Raw genomic sequence first — 19,426 nt, 5'->3', positions numbered from 1 at the left:
AGTTTGTCTAATCTATTATAAATTATAAAATAATAGACTGGCTCAATCGATCACTTGTTTAGATTTCAAAGATTGACTAATAGTTTAACAATTGTAAGTTAAAAGAACTTTCTGCTCTGCGTTTTGCAAAACAGAAAGTGAAGTATATAGAAGTGATGCTTAAATACAGATAAAAATCAGGCTAATTTTTAAAAACCCATAAAGAAATTTTGAAGTCCAACTTTTCCATTAAATATAATATCTTTTTTGTTTGGATCATATTTAAATTCACTTATTACTTTTTTGTCTTCTTCTTTAAAATATCCAGCAGATATCAAAGTAGGCTCAACAAAAGCTACTTCTGGCACTAATGTATCAAAAAAATTTGCCAGACTTTCATCGACACTTATTTTTCCACTAAGAGATAATTTATCAAAAATTTCTGACTGATTTGTTCCCTTTTTAAAGCCATTTACTGCTGCATCCAAATTTAGCTTTAAAGCCTTATCTCCTTTTTTAAAGCTTAATGTATCTATTTTTATACTTGGATTCTTTTCTAATATTTGATCTATTATCTCATCAAAATTTAATCCAGCTAAAACATTATAATTTTCTTCATTATTTAAATTATTAAGCTTGTCTAATACATTATTTAATGCAGGCACATTGATATTTGCGATTTTGCTATCAAAGACAAAATCTGTATATTTTACTTTATCAACTGCTACTATACCTATTTTTATAACATCGTCCGATCTTCCAAGATCATTTGAGATTTCAAATTTTGAATCATACTTAAAGTCATCTATCAAGATATTACTTATATCATTAGATGCGAAAGACACCCTTTTAAATTTAACTTTTGCCAAATAAGGTACAAGCTGGCTTTCTAAAATTTTTGAAATCTTAACTGGCTCTTTATAACTTGAGTCAATATAAAACCCTTCGATATTTAGATCAACTTTGTTGTACTCACTAAAATCTTTCAAAACAATCTTATCTGCTTCAACCTTTAAGCTGTTTATATTATCTTTTGAATCAAGCGTCATACCAATTTTTATATCTTTTGTATTAACGGCGGTTTTTTGCTTATCATTAAATTCAATATTGCTAAATTTAATATCCACATCTTTATCGCCAGTTAAGCTAACTTTTGTTTTAGTTGTTGCAATAACATTTGATCCCATAAATGTTGCGATAATGTTTTTAATCATATCGTTTTGAATAGAAATTTTTGAGTCTATTTCAAAGCCATCTATAAAAGCAAGCACTGTATGAGAAATTTCATTTTCTACTTTAAAAACCAAATCCTCATTTACATTTTTACCAAATATATTTTCCAAAAGATCTTTTGAAACACTAAAATCAAATGATCCTTTTGAACCAAAAAAACCTTTTTTGTAATTGTTATTAGAAATTTTAAAGCCCTTAATATTGTTTAGATCATTCACTATCCTTTGATAGTTTTTCTCCACCTCATTTGAAGCAAAATAAACCGCTCCAATGGCCACCACGATAACCACGATTAAAGCAGATATCACCTTTTTCATGCTTTTCTCCTTTTTGTAATATGTTGTAAAAAAAACAAAATTCCAAGCAACAAACAAACCATAGCAAGAGACATAATATATCCATGCTCGCCAAGATAGTCGCTTGCGCCTACAAAATAATCACCCGCTTTAAAGCTGGCAAATCCGATAATGACCGCCCAAAGTACTGACGAGATCAAATTTATAATGCTAAATTTATAAAATGAATACTTCGTAAGTCCAAGTGCGATAGGAACCAAAGTTTTGACGCCGTAGATAAATTTTTTGATAAATATTATCTTATCGCCGTGTTTTTTGGCCAAAATTCCTGCATAAGCAAGCTTTCTTTTATGATTTTTGATATAAGGCATAAGTGAGTTTTTATTAAATCTTGCGACATAAAAAATTAGTGTATCGCCGATTGTATTTGCCACAGCAGCGACAATTATACTAAGAGTGATATCCATCTTGCCAGCAAAACTTAAAATTCCAGCGGCGATTAATGCAACCATACCGCCACCAAGGCTATAAAAAAACAATACAATATAGCCGTATGTTGAAACTGAGTTTATGATATCTTGCATTAATCTCCTAAAAGTTTAGATGCGGAGGCTATTAGCTGTTCGTATGCATAGCCACTTTGCTTTAAAATTTCTTCCCTTGCACTGATGACTGCTCCACCAAAGCTAGCTCCCGCAAAAAAACCATCATTTGCGGCATATGCGTAGATATCACTTGAAAATTTAAAATCACTTACTTTACTGTAATTGCGTCCAATGTCGCCAAAAGCTACTGACAGCTTCGTGTCAAGCGTGATCTTGGCATCTTTAATATCGTGGATAACGCTATCTTTAAATATAAAAAGCACAAGCGAACTATCTTCATAACCAAGCTGTATACCGATGCTACCGCCACTTATGCTAACTGGCAAAATTTCACTTGGCGAGTTAATGTTACCAATAACCATGATGCCATCTCCACCCATGCCACCAACGACAAAACCGACCTTTTTAACACTTGGAAAGATGATCGTTGCTTTTGACTGCTCGATTAGCTCTTTTATAGGAGCGTTTCTAGCACCTCTCATAGTTGTTATAAACGAGTTTGCAGAGTCCAGCACGAGCTCCTCACTGGCAAAGCCAAGTGAGAAAAATAATAAAATTGAAAAAAGAAATTTCATATCTTGCCGTTATTTCGCAAAATCAACAGCGCGAGTCTCTCTGATAACGCTTACTTTTATCTCACCAGGATACTGCACTTTGCTCTCGATCTCTTGAGCTATCTCTTTTGCTACAAGCACGGCTTCATCATCGTTTATGAGCTTAGCATTTGCTATGACACGAATTTCTCGGCCAGCATTGATCGCATAAGCTTGCTTGATGCCATCTTTACTTTTTGCGATATTTTCGATCTCTTCGACACGCTTTAAGAAGCTCTCAAGTACCTCGCGCCTTGCACCTGGACGAGCTGCACTTAGTGCGTCAGCTGCGCAAACAGCCGCACTTTCTATACTTGTTGCTTCTTCGTGTCCATGATGGGCATAAATGGCATTGATAACTACTGGATGCTCTTTATAGCGTTTACAAATTTCAGCTCCAAGATCAACGTGACTACCCTCGTATTCGTGAGTTAATGCCTTGCCGATATCGTGAAGTATGCCAGCTCTTTTTGCTAGTTTCTCATCTCCGCCACACTCAGCTGCAATGATGCCAGCCAAATGCGCCACTTCAAGGCTGTGAGCCAAGGCATTTTGTCCGTAGCTTGCTCTAAATTTAAGTTTACCTATTAGTTTTACTATCTCTGGATGAATTTTATTTAGACCAAGATCCATGACGATATTTTCGCCCTCTTCTTGTATACTTTGCTCAAATTCTTCAGTCACTTTTTTGTGAAGGTCTTCTATCCTTGCTGGCTGAATTCTTCCATCCTCCACTAAAAGCTCGATCACTCTTGTTGCGATCGCACGTCTGTAAAGATTGAAGCTGCTTAGTATGATCGCGTGAGGCGTGTCGTCGATGATAATATCAACGCCAAGCACCATTTCAAGGGTCTTGATGTTACGCCCCTCTTTGCCAATGATCCTACCTTTTAGCTCATCGTTTTTGATATTTACGACATTTATTAGACGCTCAGCCGCAAATTCTCCAGCAAATCTTGACGTAGCCTGCGCCAAGATATAATTAACCCTCTTTTTAGCCTCTCTTTTTGCCTCTTCTTCGTATTTTCTAACGATGTGAGCGATATCCGCACGAGACTTCTCCTCAACCTTTTTAAGTACGACTTCTTTTGCCTCTTCTTCTGTTAAGCCAGCAGCGTGCTCAAGTACCCTTATCGCCTCTTCTACCTTATTTTGGTAAGTCGCTTTTAAATTTAAACCCTCTTCGTAAGTGATCTTTGCGTCTTGCTTATCTTTTTCAAAAAGCTCTTTACTTTCGTTTAAAAGCTCTTGCTCATTTAATAAAATTTTCTCTTTTTTGGCTAGTTCATCAAATTTACTTGCATACTCTTTTTGAAGCTTTGTCGTCTTGTCATCGTATCTTTTTTTAGCCTCAAATTCGGCCTCTTGTACTGAAATTTTAGAATTTTTAAGCGTTAGCTCAGCTTCATACTCAATAGCTTTTGCCTTTGCTTTTGCTTGTTCTAAGAAGATGTTGTAGTTTGCATCATTTATCTTTTTGGCGTATAGATACCCTGCTCCAACGCCCGCCACACCGGCTCCTAAGCCTATTAAAACCTCTATCATTTATTCCTCTTTTTATATAATTTTTATTTGGGGTTATATAAAAGTCTGCTACCACGTCTTGTGCATTTGAAAGCACATCTTTGGTGTAAAAGTCTTTTATCTCAAGAAAAACTATCCGTTTTGGCTTAATGGGCAAAGAGTCAAAAAATCTATCATAAAATCCTTTTCCATGCCCTATCCTAGCCATAGCTCCATCAACCCCAATCGCTGGAACTACTGCCATATCAAGTCTAACATTATCCATTTTTTTGCCAGATGGCTGTCTGACGTTAAATTTATAAGTTATAAATGGCAGTCGCAATCTTACCATCTCTAAGCTAAGACCTACCATAAAAGGGGCAAAAATTTCACATTTATGTGATAAATTTCGCCTTATTTTAAGCACATCAACTTCGTAGTTAAGTGGCAAATAAAACAGTACTTTCTTAGAATTTGTAAAATTTATCAATTTTAAAAGAGTTTTCGTAGCTTTATAATGCGAGCATTTGGCCTTAAATTTAGTAAGTTTCATCAAATTTGCTCTTGCATTTTTTCTAAATTCATTTTTTTCTAAATTAACGCTCATTTTATGCTCTTTCTTGTATAATCCTGAAATCTTATTCAAAAGGAAATTCATGACATTAAAACGAGCAATTATAACATCACTTTGCATTTTTGCATTTTTTGGATGCGGCGATGAGAACAACCAAAAAAAAGAGCAAAATACAAGCGAACAAACACAAGGCAAAATTTTAGATAAAAATGCCAGCAAAGATGAAAATTTAAGCAAAGACTCACTCACTCCAAAAATGAGTGAAAATGCCCAAGAAAACGAGATAAAAGAGATAAATCTAAAGCTGCTAAATGGCACAACTATGCAGATTACAAAAAGAAGTAATGGCTTTGATGTAAAAGATGGTAAAAAAGCAACTCTTTACGTATTTTTTGCCACTTGGTGCCCTCCGTGCAAGGCTGAGATCCCACACCTAAACAACCTAAGCGAGAAATTTAAAAACGAACTAGATATAGTTGGTGTGCTACTTGAAGACAAAAGTGAAGATGAAGTAAAAGATTTTGCTCAAAAATATAAAATAAAATACGAAGTCGCGGTTGGCGAGGGAAATTTTTTATTTGAAAAAGCGATGGGCGGCATAAAAGGCTTGCCTGCGTCAGCACTTTTTAAAGCGAATGGCGACTACGTTCAGGGCTACATCGGTCTTGTACCTGAAGAGATGCTTGAAAACGACATAAATAGGGCAACAAAATAATGCTTGATTTTCTGAAAAAAGGCCTTGAGAAGACTTTTGGAGCGATAAGCTCAGCGAAGAAGTCAAAAAAGATAGACAAAGAGAACTTAGAAGAAATTTTACTTGAGGCCGACGTAGCCTATGAGATCGTGGAAGAAATTTTATACTACTTGCCGCCACAAGATGAAGTGAGCAGAGCTGATCTTAGGCGCGTTATGAGTAGCTATTTTATCTACGAAAATGAGCGTGTGATCGAGCCTGATAAGCCATTTGTCGATCTTATCCTTGGCGTAAATGGCGCTGGTAAGACGACAACCATCGCAAAGCTAGCAAATTTATATAAAAATAATGGTAAAAGCGTTATTTTGGGCGCTTGTGATACATTTAGAGCTGGAGCGATCGAGCAACTCCGCCAGTGGTCAATTAGACTAAATGTGCCAATAGTCGCCACACAGCAAGGGCATGATCCTTCGGCTGTTGCTTACGATACGATCAGCTCAGCCCTTGCAAAAGGTATCGACCGAGTCATCCTTGACACAGCCGGCAGACTTCAAAACCAGACAAATTTAGCAAACGAGCTAGAAAAGATCGTTCGTATTAGCAAAAAAGCTTACGAAAAAGCGCCTCACCGCAAAATTTTGATTCTTGATGGCACGCAAGGTAACGCCGGAGTTGCGCAAGCAAAGGCATTTAACGATATCATCTCGCTTGATGGTGTCATCATCACAAAGCTTGATGGTACCGCAAAGGGTGGAGCACTATTTGGCGTGGCAAGAGAGCTTGAGCTACCTATATTTTATATAGGCGTTGGCGAGAGCATGGATGATATCATCAAATTTAACCCAGATGAGTTTTTAGACGAGCTAATGGACGCCATTTTTGAGTAGAGTAAAATTTCTTAGTAAAATTTGCTTTTTCGCTGCTCTTTTGGCAATTGATTTTCTTGCATTTACTCCAAAATCTCCTACTATCATCGAAAATTCGTGGGATAAAGCAAATCATTTTTTAGCTTTTTTCGTCCTTTATATACTGCTCTACCTTGGCTATGAGTTTAAAATTTTTAAAAATTTAGCCTTACTTTTAGCCTTCGGAGTGCAAATAGAAATCGTTCAGGCGTTTTTACCAAACAGGAGCTTTAGCCTGCTTGACATCGTGGCTGACATGATCGGAGCGGCTTTTGGAGTGATAGTAGTTGAAATTTTAAAAAGGATAATTTATGGCAAAAGCAAAGCCAGTTTTTGAGTGTCAAGCCTGCGGTAATCAACAGGCAAAGTGGCTGGGCAAATGCCCACAATGTGGGGCTTGGGATAGCTTTGTCGAGCTTAGCCAGCAAGAGATAAAGATAAGCAAAGAGATAGCAAAAAGCACCGGAGTAGCCAGCAAAGCCATAAGCATAGACGAAGTTGAAATTCAAAATTTCACGAGGTTTAGCACTAAAGATAGCGAGCTAGATCTTGTTCTTGGTGGCGGTGTAGTCGAGGGCTCACTTGTGCTTATAGGCGGTAGCCCGGGCATCGGTAAATCAACATTGCTTCTAAAAATTGGCTCAAATTTAGCAAAAGACGGTAAAAAAACGCTCTATGTAAGCGGCGAAGAGAGCCAAAGCCAAATAAAAATGAGAGCTGACAGGCTAAATGCGGTGGATAAAAATTTATACCTGTTAACTGAAATTTGCCTAGAAGATATCCTGCTAGAAGTGCAAAAGAGCGACTACAAGGTGCTAGTCATTGACTCCATACAAACACTTTATAGCCAAAATATTACCTCCGCTCCAGGCTCTATCACGCAGGTTCGTGAGATCACATTTGAGCTGATGAGGCTTGCAAAGAGCCAAAATATCTGCGTTTTCATCATCGGACACATAACCAAAGAGGGCTCGATCGCAGGTCCTAGAGTGCTTGAACACATGGTCGATGTGGTGCTTTATTTTGAGGGCGATGCAAGCAGAGAGCTGAGAATTTTACGTGGGTTTAAAAACCGCTTTGGCTCAACGAGTGAGGTTGGTATATTTGAGATGAGCCAGCACGGACTGGTGAGCGCAAACGAGGTTTCTAGTAAATTTTTCACACGTGGCGGAGCGATGAGTGGCAGTGCGATAACTATCATAATGGAAGGCTCAAGAGCGCTTAGTATCGAGATACAAGCACTCGTTTGCGAAAGTGCCTATCCAAAACGAAGCTCGACTGGCTTTGAGAGAAACCGCCTAGATATGCTGCTAGCCCTACTTGAGCGAAAGCTTGAAATTCCACTTGGGCACTACGACGTCTTTATAAACGTTTCAGGTGGCGTTAAGATAAGCGAAACTGCGGCAGATCTAGCCGTCATCGCAGCGATAATCAGCAGCTTCAAAAACCGCCCTATCAGCAAGGATAGTGTATTCATCGGTGAGCTAAGCCTAAATGGTGAGATAAGAGAAATTTTCAACCTCGACCAGCGACTAAAAGAGGCAAAAACGCAGAAATTTAAAAACGCCATCATCCCAAACAAACCGCTTGACACACAAGGGCTAAAGTGCTTTTACGCCAAAGATATCACACAAGTGCTTGAGTGGATGTAAATTTGTCTTGCCAGCGATTTAACATCAATACTTTGCTGGCTAGGCCATGTTTTTTGAAATTTATCTTAAGTCTGAGAGCATCTATGCTTTTCTTTGAAAAATTAAATTATAAAATTTCCATTCTTTGCTTATAAAATACCTATGCCTTCTTATCCACTTTAAGCTTTGCAACTTTTTCTAAAATTTCAAACATGCTCTTACCACTATCAAATTCACTCTTTATAAATTTATAAAGCTCTTTAAATCTCTCATCGGCTTCAAACTTATAGGTTTGAGATTTTTTAGTAACTTGTATAGGTGTAAATTTCTTCTCTTTGGCGTTGTCTTCTTTTTCAAGATTATCTATATTCTGAACACCTTTTTCGTTTAGCTCTTTTAATATATTGACAGCATTTTTAGCATCTTCACTAGACAAAGTTAGATCAAATCGCTCTTTTAATACATATTTAGCCCACTCCTCTTTAAACTCATCAACGCTCATATCGCTATCAAGCATATCAATAGTCCTTGAGTTTTGCATAAATAGCAAATCGCTATCGCCACGATATTCATTTAAAAATTCATTTACAGTATATGGGGTATCTCTTAAAATTTTTGGCTTATCATTGTCTGGTTTTGCTTGCTGACCTTGTATGTACTCTACAAACAAACCCTTACTTTCATTTATGAAATTTTTAAGATCTGATAGCTGCTCGCTTGTAAAGTTAGGATCATAACCTCTAAGCTTTCCTATGATAGTGACTTTTGCTTCATCACCCTTTGTAAAGCCAGATAGTGGATATATATGTCTATCATAAGACGCAGCTTGAGCTTTTCTATCAAGCCTTGCGTATTTAGGAAATGTCATACCATAACCCATATCGTTACTAAGTATCTCGTTTATATCGTTAAATTTAAAGCCCATCTCTCTTGCCATATTCTCTCTTGAGAGGTAGTTAGTAGTTGGGAGGTTATTAGAAATTCGCATTTTACTATCCTTAGTCTCTTTAGTTCCATTAAACCTTAATTAAAGATATCGTCTTTTCTTTAAAAAATTTTATAAAAATACGTTTTTTAAATTTATCAGAAGTAGTTAAAAGATATTAAAAAGCTTTGTAAAAATGCATAAATTTTAGACAATCATCACTGCAGCTACGGCAAATCCGCCATCGTGAGTTATGCTAAGGCTTGCTTCTTTGATATTAAAATTTGTATAAATTCTTGGGCTAAATTTTATCTTTGGTGCGTTTTTTGCGTCTTTGCTAAGCTCAATGTCCAAAAAGCCACACTCTTTGCTGATGCCCACACCAAGAGCTTTGCTAGCTGCTTCTTTGGCCGCCCAAAATCCAGCCAAAGTCGCATCATTTTTTACTAGCGCGATCTCGTCATCACTAAGAAATTTTTTTAAAAAAAGCTCGCCATAACGAGCTTTAAGTCTAGAAATTCTATCTATCTTAATGATATCAATACCTATCATTGCACCACAAAATCAGTAAAAAATATGTTTTTGATGTAGCCATCATTTAGCACTTCATTTAACTTACCCACGATCTCGTCTTTTAGCCTATCTTTGCCTTTTGCGGTGCTTACTTCTTCGTAAGTTTTTGATGAAAGTGTTCTGATGATAATATCTCTTAAAAGTGCCTTTTTCTTATCAAGCTCAGGAGTTAGCAACTCATCGCTTTGCTCCATATCGATCTTAGTTTTAAGAAATCTTGAGCCATTTTCGCTAAGCAAATTTACAATAAACTGATCAAGCGGATATATCGGTCCCATATTTGAATAGTCGTTGCTACCATGCTTTGCTTTATTTTGAGCTGGCATGGACTGCGTTTGAGTCTGAGCTGGTGCTTGCATCATGTTTGCCTCTTTTGGCTCGTCAGAACTAAGCATCAAAAACGCGACTAGCCCTCCAATAACTAGCAGCAAAACAAATATCGCAATGATAATTATCATTAATGCACCATTGCCACCTTTTTTTGCCTTTTTCTCTTCAACTTCTTCAGCCATCTTTCCTCCTTTAAGTTTTGGCTATAATTATACAAAAAATTCGCAAAAATGAGAAAAAATGATACATAAGACAAATGCTGCCAGAGCTTTAGATAAACTAAAAATTAATTATGAAATTTTAGAGTATGAAGTTGATTTAAACGATCTTTCAGCCATTCACGTAGCAGCTAGCACCAAGCAAGATATAAAGCAAATTTATAAAACTATTGTTTGTGAGTGTGAGCCTAAAAATTTCGTTGTTGCTTGCTTGCAGGGCGATTTGGAGCTTGACCTAAAGGCGCTTGCTCACGCGTGTGGTGCCAAACGCTGTGAACTTATAAATTTAAAAGACTTAGAAAAGATCACTGGTTACATCAGGGGCGGCTGCTCACCGCTTGCGATGAAAAAGCACTTTGCCACATTCATCGACGAGCGAGCAAAAGAGCAAGAATACGTGTTAGTAAGTGCTGGAGTAAGAGGCAAACAGATAAAGATAGCACCAAATGATCTTTTAAAGGCTTGCGAGGCAAGTTTTGCCAATATCGCTAGGCTAGCTCTTTAAAAACTCTATAAATTTAAACTTCTCGCCTAAAAACTCGGGCGAGAGTAGAAATTTCGCCTGTTTGGCTGCATTTTCATAGGCTTGCTTGCTACCATTTTCAAGCACCAAAGATAAAATTTCATCCACACCAAGATCGCAAACTAAAGCCTCGTTTTGTTTTTTAAATTTAAGCATCTTAAAGCCAGCCTCAAAAAAAGCCTCTTTTGCTTGCTTAAAGCAAAGACTATATGTTAGATCCGAGCTTTTAAAATATGGCTCAAGATCTGAAATTTCAAATAAAGAAAATACTTGATGATCTTTAAAAACTCTTAGGCTAAACTCATTTTTTGGCTCAAATTCGCCGTAATCAAAGCTTAAAAATCTCACTTTTTTTGCTGCATTTGCAAGCTGGAGTGCAAATTTAGCGTAGCTAGTTGATATCTCGCCCTTTTTTATGCCAAATTTCTTTGCAAGGGCTAGTAAATTTTGATCCGCTTTTTGCCAGTGAAATTTTAGATCATCATCCACAAAAAGCATATTTTGCCCATCTATCACCTCGCAACTAAATGCGTCAAATAGCTCATTTGAGATGACAAAAATTTCATCAAACGAGTATTCGCCCAAATTTTCATAGTGCCCTACTCTAACTTCGTCACCAAAGCGTTTTGTAAAAGTCTCAAGCTGTTTTTTACGTAAAATTTCATGAGGCTCGATGATGATAAGCTCTAAATTTGGCAAAATTTCTGGCTCAAGCGTAAAAATTCCTTGCGCAAAGTCAGCTAGCATATCGCCAGAGTTTGCACCAATCTCCACAATCTTGCAAGAGCTAGAAATTTCGCCGTTTCTAAGCAGCTTTAAAAAGTAGTTTGCAAGGCAGGCGCCAAAGAGATAGCCAACGCTTACATTTGTGTAAAAATCGCCCTTTTTACCGATATCTATGCCAAATTTATAGTAGTTTTCATTGACCCAGATATCAAAAAACTCGCTAAATTTCATAGATCAGGCAGCTTCCAACCTCTGTAAAACGCAAACATCCTAACCGTTATGCCAGCAGCAAGCAAGAGCATAGTAAAAAATATATTGGTAAGGCCTAGATGATATAGCACAAAGTAAACAAGCCCCACACCAAGGCTTATCGTGCCGTAAAGTCCGGTGCGTAAAAACCATGGAATTTCATTTAGCAAAATATCTCTTAAGATACCGCCGCCAACTCCGTTAAAAAAGGCGATCATCATCACACCAAAGATGTTGTAGTTGTACTCAATGGCAACCATCGCACCAACGATCGAAAAACAAATAACATCGATCGCATCGGCGAAGATAAATACAAATTTTCGCTCCAAACCTTCTCTTTTTATGTGTAAATTTGCCACTCTTGAAACAATCAACATAAAAATAACAACGCTTACTGGCATGTAGTGTGTAAATGAATAAACCGCCCTACCAACAAGCATATCACGCATGATACCGCCACCAAGTGCAGTCAAAAATGCAGACAAAAAGACTCCAAGCCAGTCACACTCCTTTTTTACTGCAAATAAAAAGCCACTAAGTGCAGCTGATGCGATACCGACGTATTCGACAAAAAGTATTAAACTCATATTTTTTCCTTAAAAGGTCGCATTTTATAATGAACTCTCATAAAAAATCATTAATAATATTTTTACCATTAGTTTATTTTAGGCTATAATAACGAAAAATTTAAGGAAGGAATTTTAATGAAAAGACTATTGATCATATTTCTTGCTAGTTTATTTTTCACGCCATGCTTAAATGCTGATGTGATCCAAAATCAAAAGCTAAAAAATGCAATAAATATTTTAAATGCTTTTGGTGCGAGAAATTTAAAGCCAAACACTAAATTTGAAGGCATAAAAGCGATCGCCATAATCCCTGATGTGACAAAAGCAGGCGCTGTTGTAACTGGCTCAACAGGTAAAGGCGTATTTATCGCTAAAAACGATGATGGTGAATGGTCAAGTCCATTTTTTGTAAATTATACATCTGGAAGCATAGGCTTACAGCTTGGTTACAGCTCAGCTGATATGATCATTTTATTTAAAAATTCAGAAGCTTATGCAAATTTATTTAATGCAAAAGATACGATCAGCCTAAAGGCAGAAGCAACTGGTGGCGTTGGTAATGAAGTAGCGATCACAAGTGATTTGCCTGAAATTTCAGCATTTGCTGAGGAGCGTGGCAAGACAAGTGGTGCTTTTGTGGGAGTTAGCCTAGATGTGGCAAGGCTAAAAATAAATAGACAAGATACAAATGATTACTATGAGCGAATGTATGATTTTGAAAATATCTACAACAATAGTCCAAAAGCTAGTAAATACACAATAAAATTTAAAGAAATAATCTCAAAATACTTCTTATAGCTCAAATTCCTTGACTCATTAAGTGGGTCAAGAGCTCTTTTTATTTTTACTTTTTTGATTAATTTTATAGAAGTTATGGCTTAGCTTTTTGCTAAACCATAAATAGTGAAACAAAGCGTTTTTTAGGGATTGGAGAAAATTGAGTCATATACTCAAACGCCTCTTCGTAATCGCCATCTGTATATTGTGCAACTTGTTCGATAAGCTCGTAAAGCTCCTCATCGTCCATAGAATCAAAACTGCCTCTATTTTCTAAAACCTCTAACAAAACGGCGTCTAATTCAAGCTCGTCGTAAGTCATTTTATTCCTTAATTTTGATTTAAAAAATGCGACACTATACCAAAACAATCTTATAAAATACTTTACTTGAAATTCGTAAGAAATTTTATGCTTTTTTTATAAGTAAAGTTGTAAAATCCTTATATTCATTATCATTTTAGTTAGGTTTTTGTGGATAATTTTGAACTATTTTATAAGCATTTTAAAGAGTTTTTAGAAGCCTTTGGGCAGAAAAGCTCAGAGTTAAAAGAACAAATTTTGCATGTACTTTTCATTAGCAACTCTCATCTAAGTGCTCAAGAAATTTCTTCAGAAATTTACAAAATACACAAGAATGAAATTTCAATGACATCTATTTACTCGTTTTTAAATTTTCTAGAAATGCATCATCTTGCAAACTGCTTTGAAGAAAATGGAGTAAAGAAATTTGAGTTAAATTTAAAATCCTCGCACGATCATTTGATATGTGAAATTTGTGAAAAGATAGTTGATTTTGAAGATGAGATGATAGAGCAAAGGCAAGAGCAAATTTGTAAAGAAAAAAATTTTAGCGAGCAGTCGCATACGATGATACTTTATGGTATTTGCAGTGATTGTCAAGAAAAAAATGGAAATTAAATTTTATCATTTCATTTTACTTTTTGATAATGAAAGACAAAAAAATTTCAGATTTATTTAAGCTATGAAATAGATAATACACAATTAAAAAAAGGATGAAAATGGATATAAAAACACAAACTTTAGCACAAGTTGCAAGCTATTTTTCAATGATAGCTCACACAAACGGCAGACTAAGAGTAAGAGTTAGTCCAAAGATAAAAGAGCTAAGCAGTAGCGTAAATTTAGCTAGCTTAGATGATGTGATAGCTCAGATAAATGGTATAAAAAATGTAAAATTTAACAAGCTAATCGGCTCTGTAACGATCGAATATGATCATGAAATTTTTCCAAAAAACCTTTGGGAAGATCTCTTAAAAGGGCAAAATTTAGAAGAGATCTCAACTAGGGTAAATGAGGTTGCAAAAGAAGTGAAATATGCTTAATGAACTTTTAAATGCATCATATACCAGCGAAAAGAACGCACTTAGCTTATATGAAAATTTAGCTTCATTTGGTGATGTTTTTAACGAGATCGCAAATATCAGAAAAAATGCAATCATCTTGATAGAAAAATTTGCGAGCACACATGATTATGAGCTTGCTTGCGAAAATGAAGCTATATTTTTGCCGGCAAAAAATAAAGAAGATGCGCTGATACAAGCTTTAAACTATGAGTTAGAGCTAAATAAAATGTATGAAAAATTTTGTGAAAGCTTAGATGATGAAGAGCTAAAAGATCTATTTTTTAGACTTTGGGCTACTTCAAATAACGAATATGTCGCCTCTTTAAAGCAACGCTTAAAAGAAATTTATAGTGGCTGTGAAATAAAAAATGAGCTAAATTTAAATGAAATTTCACAAAATTTTGAGCAAAATGGCATAACAAATATTTTAGAAAACTATCAAAATGACTTTAATGAGATAACTAAAAGCTTGCAAAATATCGCAAGTGGCAAGGCTGATAAAAGCGAGTTAGCAAAGATAACCAATAATCCAAATTTCTCGTTTTTTAGCGGGCTTGCGCTTGGGGCATTAGGCATTTCAGTAGTTAGCAAAAATTTTAATAAGGATGAAGAAAATGAATAATTTACAAAATCAAACAAAGAAAGGATTTAAAATGGCATTACCATTTTTAGCAGGTTTAGCAGTAGGCGGTTTAGCAATAGCTGCTTGGAATAAAAGAGATAAGATCAAAGAGTATGCCCAAGATGGCTTTGATAAAGGCAAAGAGGCCGCAAAAGATCTTTACAAAAAAGGTAAAAGTGTTGCAAAAGATGCAAAAGACTTTATAGTAAAAGAAGAAAAAAAAGCAAAACGTGGTACTAAAAAAGTAGAAAAAGAGACTGAAAAAGTGGTAAAGAAAACAAGAAAACTACGCGCTAAAAAGCCAGCTGCTCCAAAAGCTATCACACCAAACGATATAGCTTAAGGATAGAGAATGCAAGAAAATAGTCTTTTTACACTTTCAAGCACAAGACTTCCATTTGATCACTTCATCAGCGGTGCTTTAATCGCTGGCATGGGTGCAGCTGCACTTGGCTTTAGCGACTATCTAAATAATAGAGTAACTAAAAAAGATGTTGCTAAAAAGATAGCAAAATACGCTGTAACAGGTGGTTTTGTAGGCGCTGTTGGTATTCATGCTTCAAATTTAATAGCACAAAAAAAATATCTAAATGCAGCAGCTTTTACAGCAGCTGGCATCGGCGGTCTTTTGATAGCAGAAAAACTAATAAAATTGGAGAGTAAATAATGAATAACCCTTACATCAATGAAGAAAACGTAACAAGTGAAACTGCGGCTAACAATGCAGCAGCTACTCAGCCAAGCGCAATCGATAATGCAATAAACAATGCAGCTCAAAATTTACCATTTGTACCTGAAAATTTTAATGCTGCTGGCTTTGTAAAAGGTCTAGTTTTAGGTGGTATCGCAGCTTATGTACTGACTAATCCAAAAGCGCAAGAGTGCGTATTTAAAGCGATTATCAAAGGTGGCGAGCTTATAAATGCTGGCATAGAAGAACTAAAAGAGCGTTTTGAAGATGTCAAAGCAGAACTTGACTCACAAAAATAAGATCACTCTAGCTCACAAGAGTAAAAATAGAGCGAGGTTTATTTGCGAGAGCCTAAACGCTAGAAGCGACGTCAGCGCTATCGAGGCTGCGATCTCAGAGCGAACTGATGCACTAAGTGTTCGTGTAAATAAATACGCAAAAAGCATTATCGTTGAATACGATAAAAACTACGATAAAATTTTAAACTTTATCAAGAGCTATGAATTTCCAACAAAGGCAAAAGATCCAAATTTGCCAAGCAAGGCAAATATCTATAAGGCTGCTGCTGCACTTGGCATAACGCCATTTATGAGTAACAAAACTCTAAAATCAGCCGTGACTCTTTACGCCACAGCTCCAAATCTAATAGAAGGTGCAAAAGAGCTAAGGCATGAGGGCGTCACTTCAAAAGTACTTGAGGCAACTGCCATTGGTACTAGCCTAGCAATGGGCGATCATTTAGCAGCAAATAGCACAAATTTGATGATAAATATCGGCGAATATATGGAAGAAAGTGCTAGCCACAGAAGTGATGATCTCATCAAAGAGCTAGCAAAACCAAATATCGAAGAAGTCTGGGTCGAGAGAAATTTAAATGGTGAAAAGACGCTTGAAAAAGTAAAAACCGAAAATTTAAAAAAGGGCGACATCGTAGTAGTTGGAGCTGGTGAGACGATAGGCGTTGATGGTTATATCGTTGAAGGTAACGCCGATGTAAATCAAGTCTCAATGACCGGAGAGGCTGAACCTATACCAAAAGCTAGAGGTGACCGTGTTATAAGTGGCACCGTGGTTGATGAAGGTAGGATAAAAATTTGGGCTGAAAATGTAGGTAGTGATACAGCAACAGCTAGGATCAAAGAGTACATACAAACTTCACTCAATGAAAAATCAGCCATTGGCGTAAAAGCATTAAAACTAGCTGATAAACTTGTGCCTGTTACGCTCTCGCTTGCTGGACTTTCATACATTATAAATAAAAATATGAATAGCGTTGCTAGTGTACTTCAAGCGGACTACTCTTGCGCATTAAAGCTTGCTACACCAGTTGCTTTTAAATCAAGTATCTCAAAAGCAGGCAGAAATGGCATTCTTGTAAAAGGCGCAAAGGCGATCGAGGCTCTAAGCTCAGTTGATACTTTTGTATTTGACAAAACTGGCACTCTGACACATGGACGCCTAAGTGTAGTTGAAATTTACTCATTTAAAGAGGGCTTTTCTCAAAATGATATATTAAATTTAACTGCAAGTGCCGAGGAGCACTACTTTCATCCAGTAGCTGAAGCAATAGTTGAAGCTGCAAACAAGCGTGGTTTCCACCATATTCATCACGATGAAGTTGAATTTATCGTAGCTCATGGCGTAAAAACTGCGATGCACGGCAAAGAGGTAGTTATCGGCAGTAGACACTTTTTAGAAGATGACGAGATGATAAGCTTTAAGGCTCATGAAGCTTTAATAAGTAAAGCATTAAATAGTGGCTTAACTTTACTCTACGTTGGATACGACAAAGAGCTAGTCGGCGTCATCGCTATGAAAGATGATATGAGAGAAAATGCAAAAGATATGGTTAAAAAGCTAAGAAGCCTTGGCGTAAAAGAGGTCGTCATGCTAAGTGGTGACATCAAAAGCAAGGCTGAAGAGGTGGCACGCGAGCTAGGACTTGATAGGGTCTATGCGGAGTGCTTACCAACAGATAAAGCAGCTATCATCGAAGAGCTAAAGAGCGAGGGCAAAAAAGTAGCCTTTGTGGGAGATGGCATAAATGATGCTCCAAGCCTAACTAAGGCAAATGTGGGTATAAGCATGCACAAAGGTGCTGATATAGCTAAAGCGACGGCTGATATAAGTCTTTTAAAAGACGATATCATGAGCGTAGCTCTTGTAAAAGAGCTAGCAAATAAAACAATGGATTTAATTAGCTCAAATTTCCGCTCAACCGTTGGCGTAAACACAGCTATACTAAGTGCAGCAACACTTGGCATGTTAAATCCAATAGCAACTGCCATGCTTCATAATGGCACAACGATTTGGCTTTTATTAAATTCAATGAAGGGCGTAAAATTCAAATCAAAATAAATTTGAAAGGGTAGATGGTGCTTGATAGTTTCTTAAATTTTTTAAACGGCAAAATGGACGTAGCCAACGACTTTTTATATGGATATTTTTTAGTCATTATTCTTGTGGCTACGGGAATTTATTTTAGTTATTTGACTCGTTTTGTGCAGTTTAGGATGTTTTTTGAGGCTTGCAGAGTCTTAGTAGAAAAAAAGGACAAGTATAATAAGCACCATTTAACGCCATTTCAAGCACTTATGATCTCGACTGCTTCGCGCGTTGGCATAGGCAATATCGCTGGAATTTCAGCTGCTATCGCCGCAGGCGGTCCTGGTGCTCTTTTTTGGATGTGTTTGATGGCTTTTTTAGGATCAGCTTCGGCTTTTATAGAGAGCACACTTGCACAAATTTATAAGACAAAAGACGTTTTTGGGTTTAAAGGCGGTCCAGCTTATTACATCAAAAATGGTCTTGGCATAAAATGGCTAGCTTCGCTTTTTGCGGTGATTCTCATCATCACCTACGCGTACGGCTTTAACGGCCTTCAAAGCTACACTATGACATCAGCCTTTGAAATTTACTACGACAAAGCTGGTAGCAACGTTAGCTTTGCACAAAGTGGTCTACCTGTTGGCATCGGCCTTATACTTACGGCATTTGCAGCAGTAATGTTTTTTAGCAAAAGTCACATCATCGGCAAAGTAAGCTCATACATCGTGCCGTTTATGGCACTTGCCTACATCTCGCTAGCGCTTATCGCTATCATTTTAAATTTCAAAGAAATTCCTGATGTTGTTAAGATGATTTTAGAAAATGCCTTTGATTTTAAAGCGATATTTGGTGGATTTGCCGGCAGCGTGATCGTAATAGGTATCAAAAGAGGCCTTTTCTCGAACGAAGCTGGTATGGGTTCAGCTCCAAACGCAGCAGCCGCAGCACATACTAGCCACCCAGTAAAACAAGGCCTAGTTCAAGCAATGGCAGTCTTTATAGACATGACGATATGTATCGCTTCTGGTATGATCGTGCTATTTTCACAGGCCTATCTTACGAAACAAACTGGCTCAAGTGGTGAGGTGCTAACCGCCCTTCCTCTCGTTCAAGCTGCAATGAAAGAGTATTTTGGTGAATTTGGAGTTCATTTTACCACTCTTGCAGTTGTACTTTTTGCCATCACTTCACTTATTGGCAATTACTACTACGCTCAGGCAAATATGAAATTTTTAACCAAAAACCACAAGCTTACGTTGCTATTTAAGATAACAGCTGTCGTTATGATATTTATTGGTGCTCAGATGAATTTAAAGCTCGCTTGGAATATCGCTGATATCACAATGGCTGCAATGGCAACTATCAACATCATCGCTATATTCTTACTTTCAAAAGTAGTGATAATAGCAGTCAAAGACTACGAAGCTCAAAGAAAAGCTGGGCAAAATCCAGAATTTGACCCAGAAAGTCTTGGCATCAAAAATACAAGTTGCTGGAATAAAAACTAAATGGAGAAG

25 protein-coding genes are annotated in these 19,426 nt (G+C 36.8%); 14 read left to right on the top strand and 11 right to left on the bottom strand.

What is annotated here, in order from left to right; translation table 11 throughout:
• Positions 1-188: 188 nt before the first annotated feature.
• Genes A3223_RS09475 through A3223_RS09455 form a run of 5 tightly spaced genes read right to left on the bottom strand, consistent with a single transcriptional unit; the run spans position 189 to position 4,816 of the window.
• Positions 189-1,529, bottom strand: coding sequence for a DUF945 family protein (locus tag A3223_RS09475; protein WP_084110097.1), 1,341 nt, complete (start codon positions 1,527-1,529; stop codon positions 189-191).
• Entirely contained in the window at positions 1,526-2,092 is a 567-nt protein-coding gene (locus A3223_RS09470) for a DedA family protein (RefSeq protein WP_084110096.1), read from the bottom strand. Before A3223_RS09470 ends, A3223_RS09475 begins: the two co-directional genes overlap by 4 nt.
• Positions 2,092-2,688 (bottom strand): lipid-binding SYLF domain-containing protein, encoded by a 597-nt coding sequence (locus A3223_RS09465; protein ID WP_084110095.1) that lies wholly within the window; start codon positions 2,686-2,688, stop codon positions 2,092-2,094. The genes A3223_RS09470 and A3223_RS09465 overlap by 1 nt, the downstream gene beginning before the upstream one ends.
• Before the next feature lie 9 nt (positions 2,689-2,697).
• Positions 2,698-4,251 carry a ribonuclease Y gene (gene rny, locus A3223_RS09460; protein ID WP_072594345.1) on the bottom strand — a complete coding sequence of 518 codons (1,554 nt, stop codon included), beginning with the start codon at positions 4,249-4,251 and terminating at the stop codon, positions 2,698-2,700.
• Positions 4,172-4,816 (bottom strand): 5-formyltetrahydrofolate cyclo-ligase, encoded by a 645-nt coding sequence (locus A3223_RS09455; protein WP_084110094.1) that lies wholly within the window; start codon positions 4,814-4,816, stop codon positions 4,172-4,174. The genes rny and A3223_RS09455 overlap by 80 nt, the downstream gene beginning before the upstream one ends.
• A gap of 49 nt (positions 4,817-4,865) precedes the next feature.
• Between A3223_RS09455 and A3223_RS09450 the strand changes: the two genes are divergently transcribed.
• Genes A3223_RS09450 through radA form a run of 4 tightly spaced genes read left to right on the top strand, consistent with a single transcriptional unit; the run spans position 4,866 to position 8,034 of the window.
• Complete coding sequence (locus tag A3223_RS09450) at positions 4,866-5,498, top strand: TlpA family protein disulfide reductase (protein WP_084110093.1); 633 nt, start codon at positions 4,866-4,868, stop codon at positions 5,496-5,498.
• Positions 5,498-6,364 (top strand): signal recognition particle-docking protein FtsY, encoded by an 867-nt coding sequence (gene ftsY, locus A3223_RS09445; RefSeq protein ID WP_084110092.1) that lies wholly within the window; start codon positions 5,498-5,500, stop codon positions 6,362-6,364. Before A3223_RS09450 ends, ftsY begins: the two co-directional genes overlap by 1 nt.
• Complete coding sequence (locus A3223_RS09440) at positions 6,357-6,719, top strand: VanZ family protein (RefSeq protein WP_084110091.1); 363 nt, start codon at positions 6,357-6,359, stop codon at positions 6,717-6,719. The genes ftsY and A3223_RS09440 overlap by 8 nt, the downstream gene beginning before the upstream one ends.
• A complete protein-coding gene (radA, locus tag A3223_RS09435; protein ID WP_084110090.1) occupies positions 6,694-8,034 on the top strand; it encodes a DNA repair protein RadA in 1,341 nt (446 codons plus the stop codon). Before A3223_RS09440 ends, radA begins: the two co-directional genes overlap by 26 nt.
• A 139-nt stretch (positions 8,035-8,173) precedes the next feature.
• Here radA and A3223_RS09890 read toward each other — a convergent pair whose 3' ends face one another.
• The 3 genes from A3223_RS09890 to fliL form a co-directional block, all read right to left on the bottom strand.
• The gene (locus tag A3223_RS09890; RefSeq protein WP_084110089.1) at positions 8,174-9,001 is read right to left on the bottom strand and encodes a polyribonucleotide nucleotidyltransferase; all 828 of its coding nucleotides are present in this window, start codon (positions 8,999-9,001) and stop codon (positions 8,174-8,176) included.
• A gap of 144 nt (positions 9,002-9,145) precedes the next feature.
• Entirely contained in the window at positions 9,146-9,490 is a 345-nt protein-coding gene (gene acpS / locus A3223_RS09425; RefSeq protein ID WP_084110088.1) for a holo-ACP synthase, read from the bottom strand.
• Entirely contained in the window at positions 9,487-10,023 is a 537-nt protein-coding gene (gene fliL, locus A3223_RS09420) for a flagellar basal body-associated protein FliL (RefSeq protein WP_084042196.1), read from the bottom strand. The genes acpS and fliL overlap by 4 nt, the downstream gene beginning before the upstream one ends.
• Positions 10,024-10,081: 58 nt before the next feature.
• Between fliL and ybaK the strand changes: the two genes are divergently transcribed.
• The gene (gene ybaK, locus A3223_RS09415) at positions 10,082-10,564 is read left to right on the top strand and encodes a Cys-tRNA(Pro) deacylase (RefSeq protein WP_084110087.1); all 483 of its coding nucleotides are present in this window, start codon (positions 10,082-10,084) and stop codon (positions 10,562-10,564) included.
• On the opposite strand, the gene A3223_RS09410 is transcribed toward ybaK, so the two are convergent.
• Positions 10,553-11,539: an SAM-dependent methyltransferase gene (locus A3223_RS09410; RefSeq protein ID WP_084110086.1), complete on the bottom strand. Its 987-nt coding sequence runs from the start codon at positions 11,537-11,539 to the stop codon at positions 10,553-10,555. The two genes, ybaK and A3223_RS09410, sit on opposite strands and share 12 nt — an antisense overlap.
• Positions 11,536-12,144 carry a trimeric intracellular cation channel family protein gene (locus A3223_RS09405; protein ID WP_084110085.1) on the bottom strand — a complete coding sequence of 203 codons (609 nt, stop codon included), beginning with the start codon at positions 12,142-12,144 and terminating at the stop codon, positions 11,536-11,538. The genes A3223_RS09410 and A3223_RS09405 overlap by 4 nt, the downstream gene beginning before the upstream one ends.
• 117 nt (positions 12,145-12,261) lie before the next feature.
• Between A3223_RS09405 and A3223_RS09400 the strand changes: the two genes are divergently transcribed.
• Positions 12,262-12,924, top strand: a complete 663-nt coding sequence (locus tag A3223_RS09400) for a lipid-binding SYLF domain-containing protein (RefSeq protein WP_084110084.1) — start codon at positions 12,262-12,264, stop codon at positions 12,922-12,924.
• A 91-nt stretch (positions 12,925-13,015) separates the two neighbouring features.
• On the opposite strand, the gene A3223_RS09395 is transcribed toward A3223_RS09400, so the two are convergent.
• Positions 13,016-13,225, bottom strand: coding sequence for a hypothetical protein (locus A3223_RS09395; RefSeq protein WP_002942234.1), 210 nt, complete (start codon positions 13,223-13,225; stop codon positions 13,016-13,018).
• A 150-nt stretch (positions 13,226-13,375) separates the two neighbouring features.
• Between A3223_RS09395 and A3223_RS09390 the strand changes: the two genes are divergently transcribed.
• The 8 genes from A3223_RS09390 to A3223_RS09355 all read left to right on the top strand — a co-directional run bounded on the left by A3223_RS09390 (position 13,376) and on the right by A3223_RS09355 (position 19,417).
• Positions 13,376-13,822, top strand: a complete 447-nt coding sequence (locus A3223_RS09390) for a Fur family transcriptional regulator (protein ID WP_054196789.1) — start codon at positions 13,376-13,378, stop codon at positions 13,820-13,822.
• A gap of 101 nt (positions 13,823-13,923) precedes the next feature.
• Complete coding sequence (locus tag A3223_RS09385) at positions 13,924-14,247, top strand: HMA2 domain-containing protein (protein ID WP_021091233.1); 324 nt, start codon at positions 13,924-13,926, stop codon at positions 14,245-14,247.
• Positions 14,240-14,890 (top strand): ferritin-like domain-containing protein, encoded by a 651-nt coding sequence (locus tag A3223_RS09380; RefSeq protein ID WP_084042189.1) that lies wholly within the window; start codon positions 14,240-14,242, stop codon positions 14,888-14,890. The genes A3223_RS09385 and A3223_RS09380 overlap by 8 nt, the downstream gene beginning before the upstream one ends.
• A gap of 31 nt (positions 14,891-14,921) precedes the next feature.
• Positions 14,922-15,233 (top strand): hypothetical protein, encoded by a 312-nt coding sequence (locus A3223_RS09375; RefSeq protein WP_257639288.1) that lies wholly within the window; start codon positions 14,922-14,924, stop codon positions 15,231-15,233.
• A 9-nt stretch (positions 15,234-15,242) separates the two neighbouring features.
• Positions 15,243-15,557, top strand: coding sequence for a hypothetical protein (locus A3223_RS09370; RefSeq protein WP_084110082.1), 315 nt, complete (start codon positions 15,243-15,245; stop codon positions 15,555-15,557).
• Entirely contained in the window at positions 15,557-15,880 is a 324-nt protein-coding gene (locus A3223_RS09365; protein ID WP_084110081.1) for an oxidoreductase, read from the top strand. Before A3223_RS09370 ends, A3223_RS09365 begins: the two co-directional genes overlap by 1 nt.
• Positions 15,864-17,939 carry a heavy metal translocating P-type ATPase gene (locus tag A3223_RS09360; RefSeq protein WP_084110080.1) on the top strand — a complete coding sequence of 692 codons (2,076 nt, stop codon included), beginning with the start codon at positions 15,864-15,866 and terminating at the stop codon, positions 17,937-17,939. Before A3223_RS09365 ends, A3223_RS09360 begins: the two co-directional genes overlap by 17 nt.
• Positions 17,940-17,953: 14 nt before the next feature.
• Positions 17,954-19,417, top strand: coding sequence for an alanine/glycine:cation symporter family protein (locus A3223_RS09355; protein WP_257639287.1), 1,464 nt, complete (start codon positions 17,954-17,956; stop codon positions 19,415-19,417).
• Positions 19,418-19,426: the final 9 nt, after the last annotated feature.

Source organism: Campylobacter concisus (assembly GCF_002092855.1).
Lineage (GTDB): Bacteria > Campylobacterota > Campylobacteria > Campylobacterales > Campylobacteraceae > Campylobacter_A > Campylobacter_A concisus_AI.
Note: the sequence above shows the minus strand (reverse complement) of the source record. Positions and strands in the feature narration are given on the sequence as shown.

What these genes read in the sequence shown, in the direction of transcription:
- acpS (WP_084110088.1), bottom strand. Translation starts at nt 9,490, where the DNA reads ATGATAGGTATTGATATCATTAAGATAGATAGAATTTCTAGACTTAAA.
- A3223_RS09450 (WP_084110093.1), top strand. Translation starts at nt 4,866, where the DNA reads ATGACATTAAAACGAGCAATTATAACATCACTTTGCATTTTTGCATTT.
- A3223_RS09410 (WP_084110086.1), bottom strand. Translation starts at nt 11,539, where the DNA reads ATGAAATTTAGCGAGTTTTTTGATATCTGGGTCAATGAAAACTACTAT.
- A3223_RS09465 (WP_084110095.1), bottom strand. Translation starts at nt 2,688, where the DNA reads ATGAAATTTCTTTTTTCAATTTTATTATTTTTCTCACTTGGCTTTGCC.
- fliL (WP_084042196.1), bottom strand. Translation starts at nt 10,023, where the DNA reads ATGGCTGAAGAAGTTGAAGAGAAAAAGGCAAAAAAAGGTGGCAATGGT.
- A3223_RS09375 (WP_257639288.1), top strand. Translation starts at nt 14,922, where the DNA reads ATGGCATTACCATTTTTAGCAGGTTTAGCAGTAGGCGGTTTAGCAATA.
- ftsY (WP_084110092.1), top strand. Translation starts at nt 5,498, where the DNA reads ATGCTTGATTTTCTGAAAAAAGGCCTTGAGAAGACTTTTGGAGCGATA.
- rny (WP_072594345.1), bottom strand. Translation starts at nt 4,251, where the DNA reads ATGATAGAGGTTTTAATAGGCTTAGGAGCCGGTGTGGCGGGCGTTGGA.
- A3223_RS09405 (WP_084110085.1), bottom strand. Translation starts at nt 12,144, where the DNA reads ATGAGTTTAATACTTTTTGTCGAATACGTCGGTATCGCATCAGCTGCA.
- A3223_RS09355 (WP_257639287.1), top strand. Translation starts at nt 17,954, where the DNA reads ATGGTGCTTGATAGTTTCTTAAATTTTTTAAACGGCAAAATGGACGTA.
- radA (WP_084110090.1), top strand. Translation starts at nt 6,694, where the DNA reads ATGGCAAAAGCAAAGCCAGTTTTTGAGTGTCAAGCCTGCGGTAATCAA.
- A3223_RS09475 (WP_084110097.1), bottom strand. Translation starts at nt 1,529, where the DNA reads ATGAAAAAGGTGATATCTGCTTTAATCGTGGTTATCGTGGTGGCCATT.
- ybaK (WP_084110087.1), top strand. Translation starts at nt 10,082, where the DNA reads ATGATACATAAGACAAATGCTGCCAGAGCTTTAGATAAACTAAAAATT.
- A3223_RS09370 (WP_084110082.1), top strand. Translation starts at nt 15,243, where the DNA reads ATGCAAGAAAATAGTCTTTTTACACTTTCAAGCACAAGACTTCCATTT.
- A3223_RS09400 (WP_084110084.1), top strand. Translation starts at nt 12,262, where the DNA reads ATGAAAAGACTATTGATCATATTTCTTGCTAGTTTATTTTTCACGCCA.
- A3223_RS09455 (WP_084110094.1), bottom strand. Translation starts at nt 4,816, where the DNA reads ATGAGCGTTAATTTAGAAAAAAATGAATTTAGAAAAAATGCAAGAGCA.
- A3223_RS09395 (WP_002942234.1), bottom strand. Translation starts at nt 13,225, where the DNA reads ATGACTTACGACGAGCTTGAATTAGACGCCGTTTTGTTAGAGGTTTTA.
- A3223_RS09385 (WP_021091233.1), top strand. Translation starts at nt 13,924, where the DNA reads ATGGATATAAAAACACAAACTTTAGCACAAGTTGCAAGCTATTTTTCA.
- A3223_RS09890 (WP_084110089.1), bottom strand. Translation starts at nt 9,001, where the DNA reads ATGCGAATTTCTAATAACCTCCCAACTACTAACTACCTCTCAAGAGAG.
- A3223_RS09365 (WP_084110081.1), top strand. Translation starts at nt 15,557, where the DNA reads ATGAATAACCCTTACATCAATGAAGAAAACGTAACAAGTGAAACTGCG.
- A3223_RS09470 (WP_084110096.1), bottom strand. Translation starts at nt 2,092, where the DNA reads ATGCAAGATATCATAAACTCAGTTTCAACATACGGCTATATTGTATTG.
- A3223_RS09380 (WP_084042189.1), top strand. Translation starts at nt 14,240, where the DNA reads ATGCTTAATGAACTTTTAAATGCATCATATACCAGCGAAAAGAACGCA.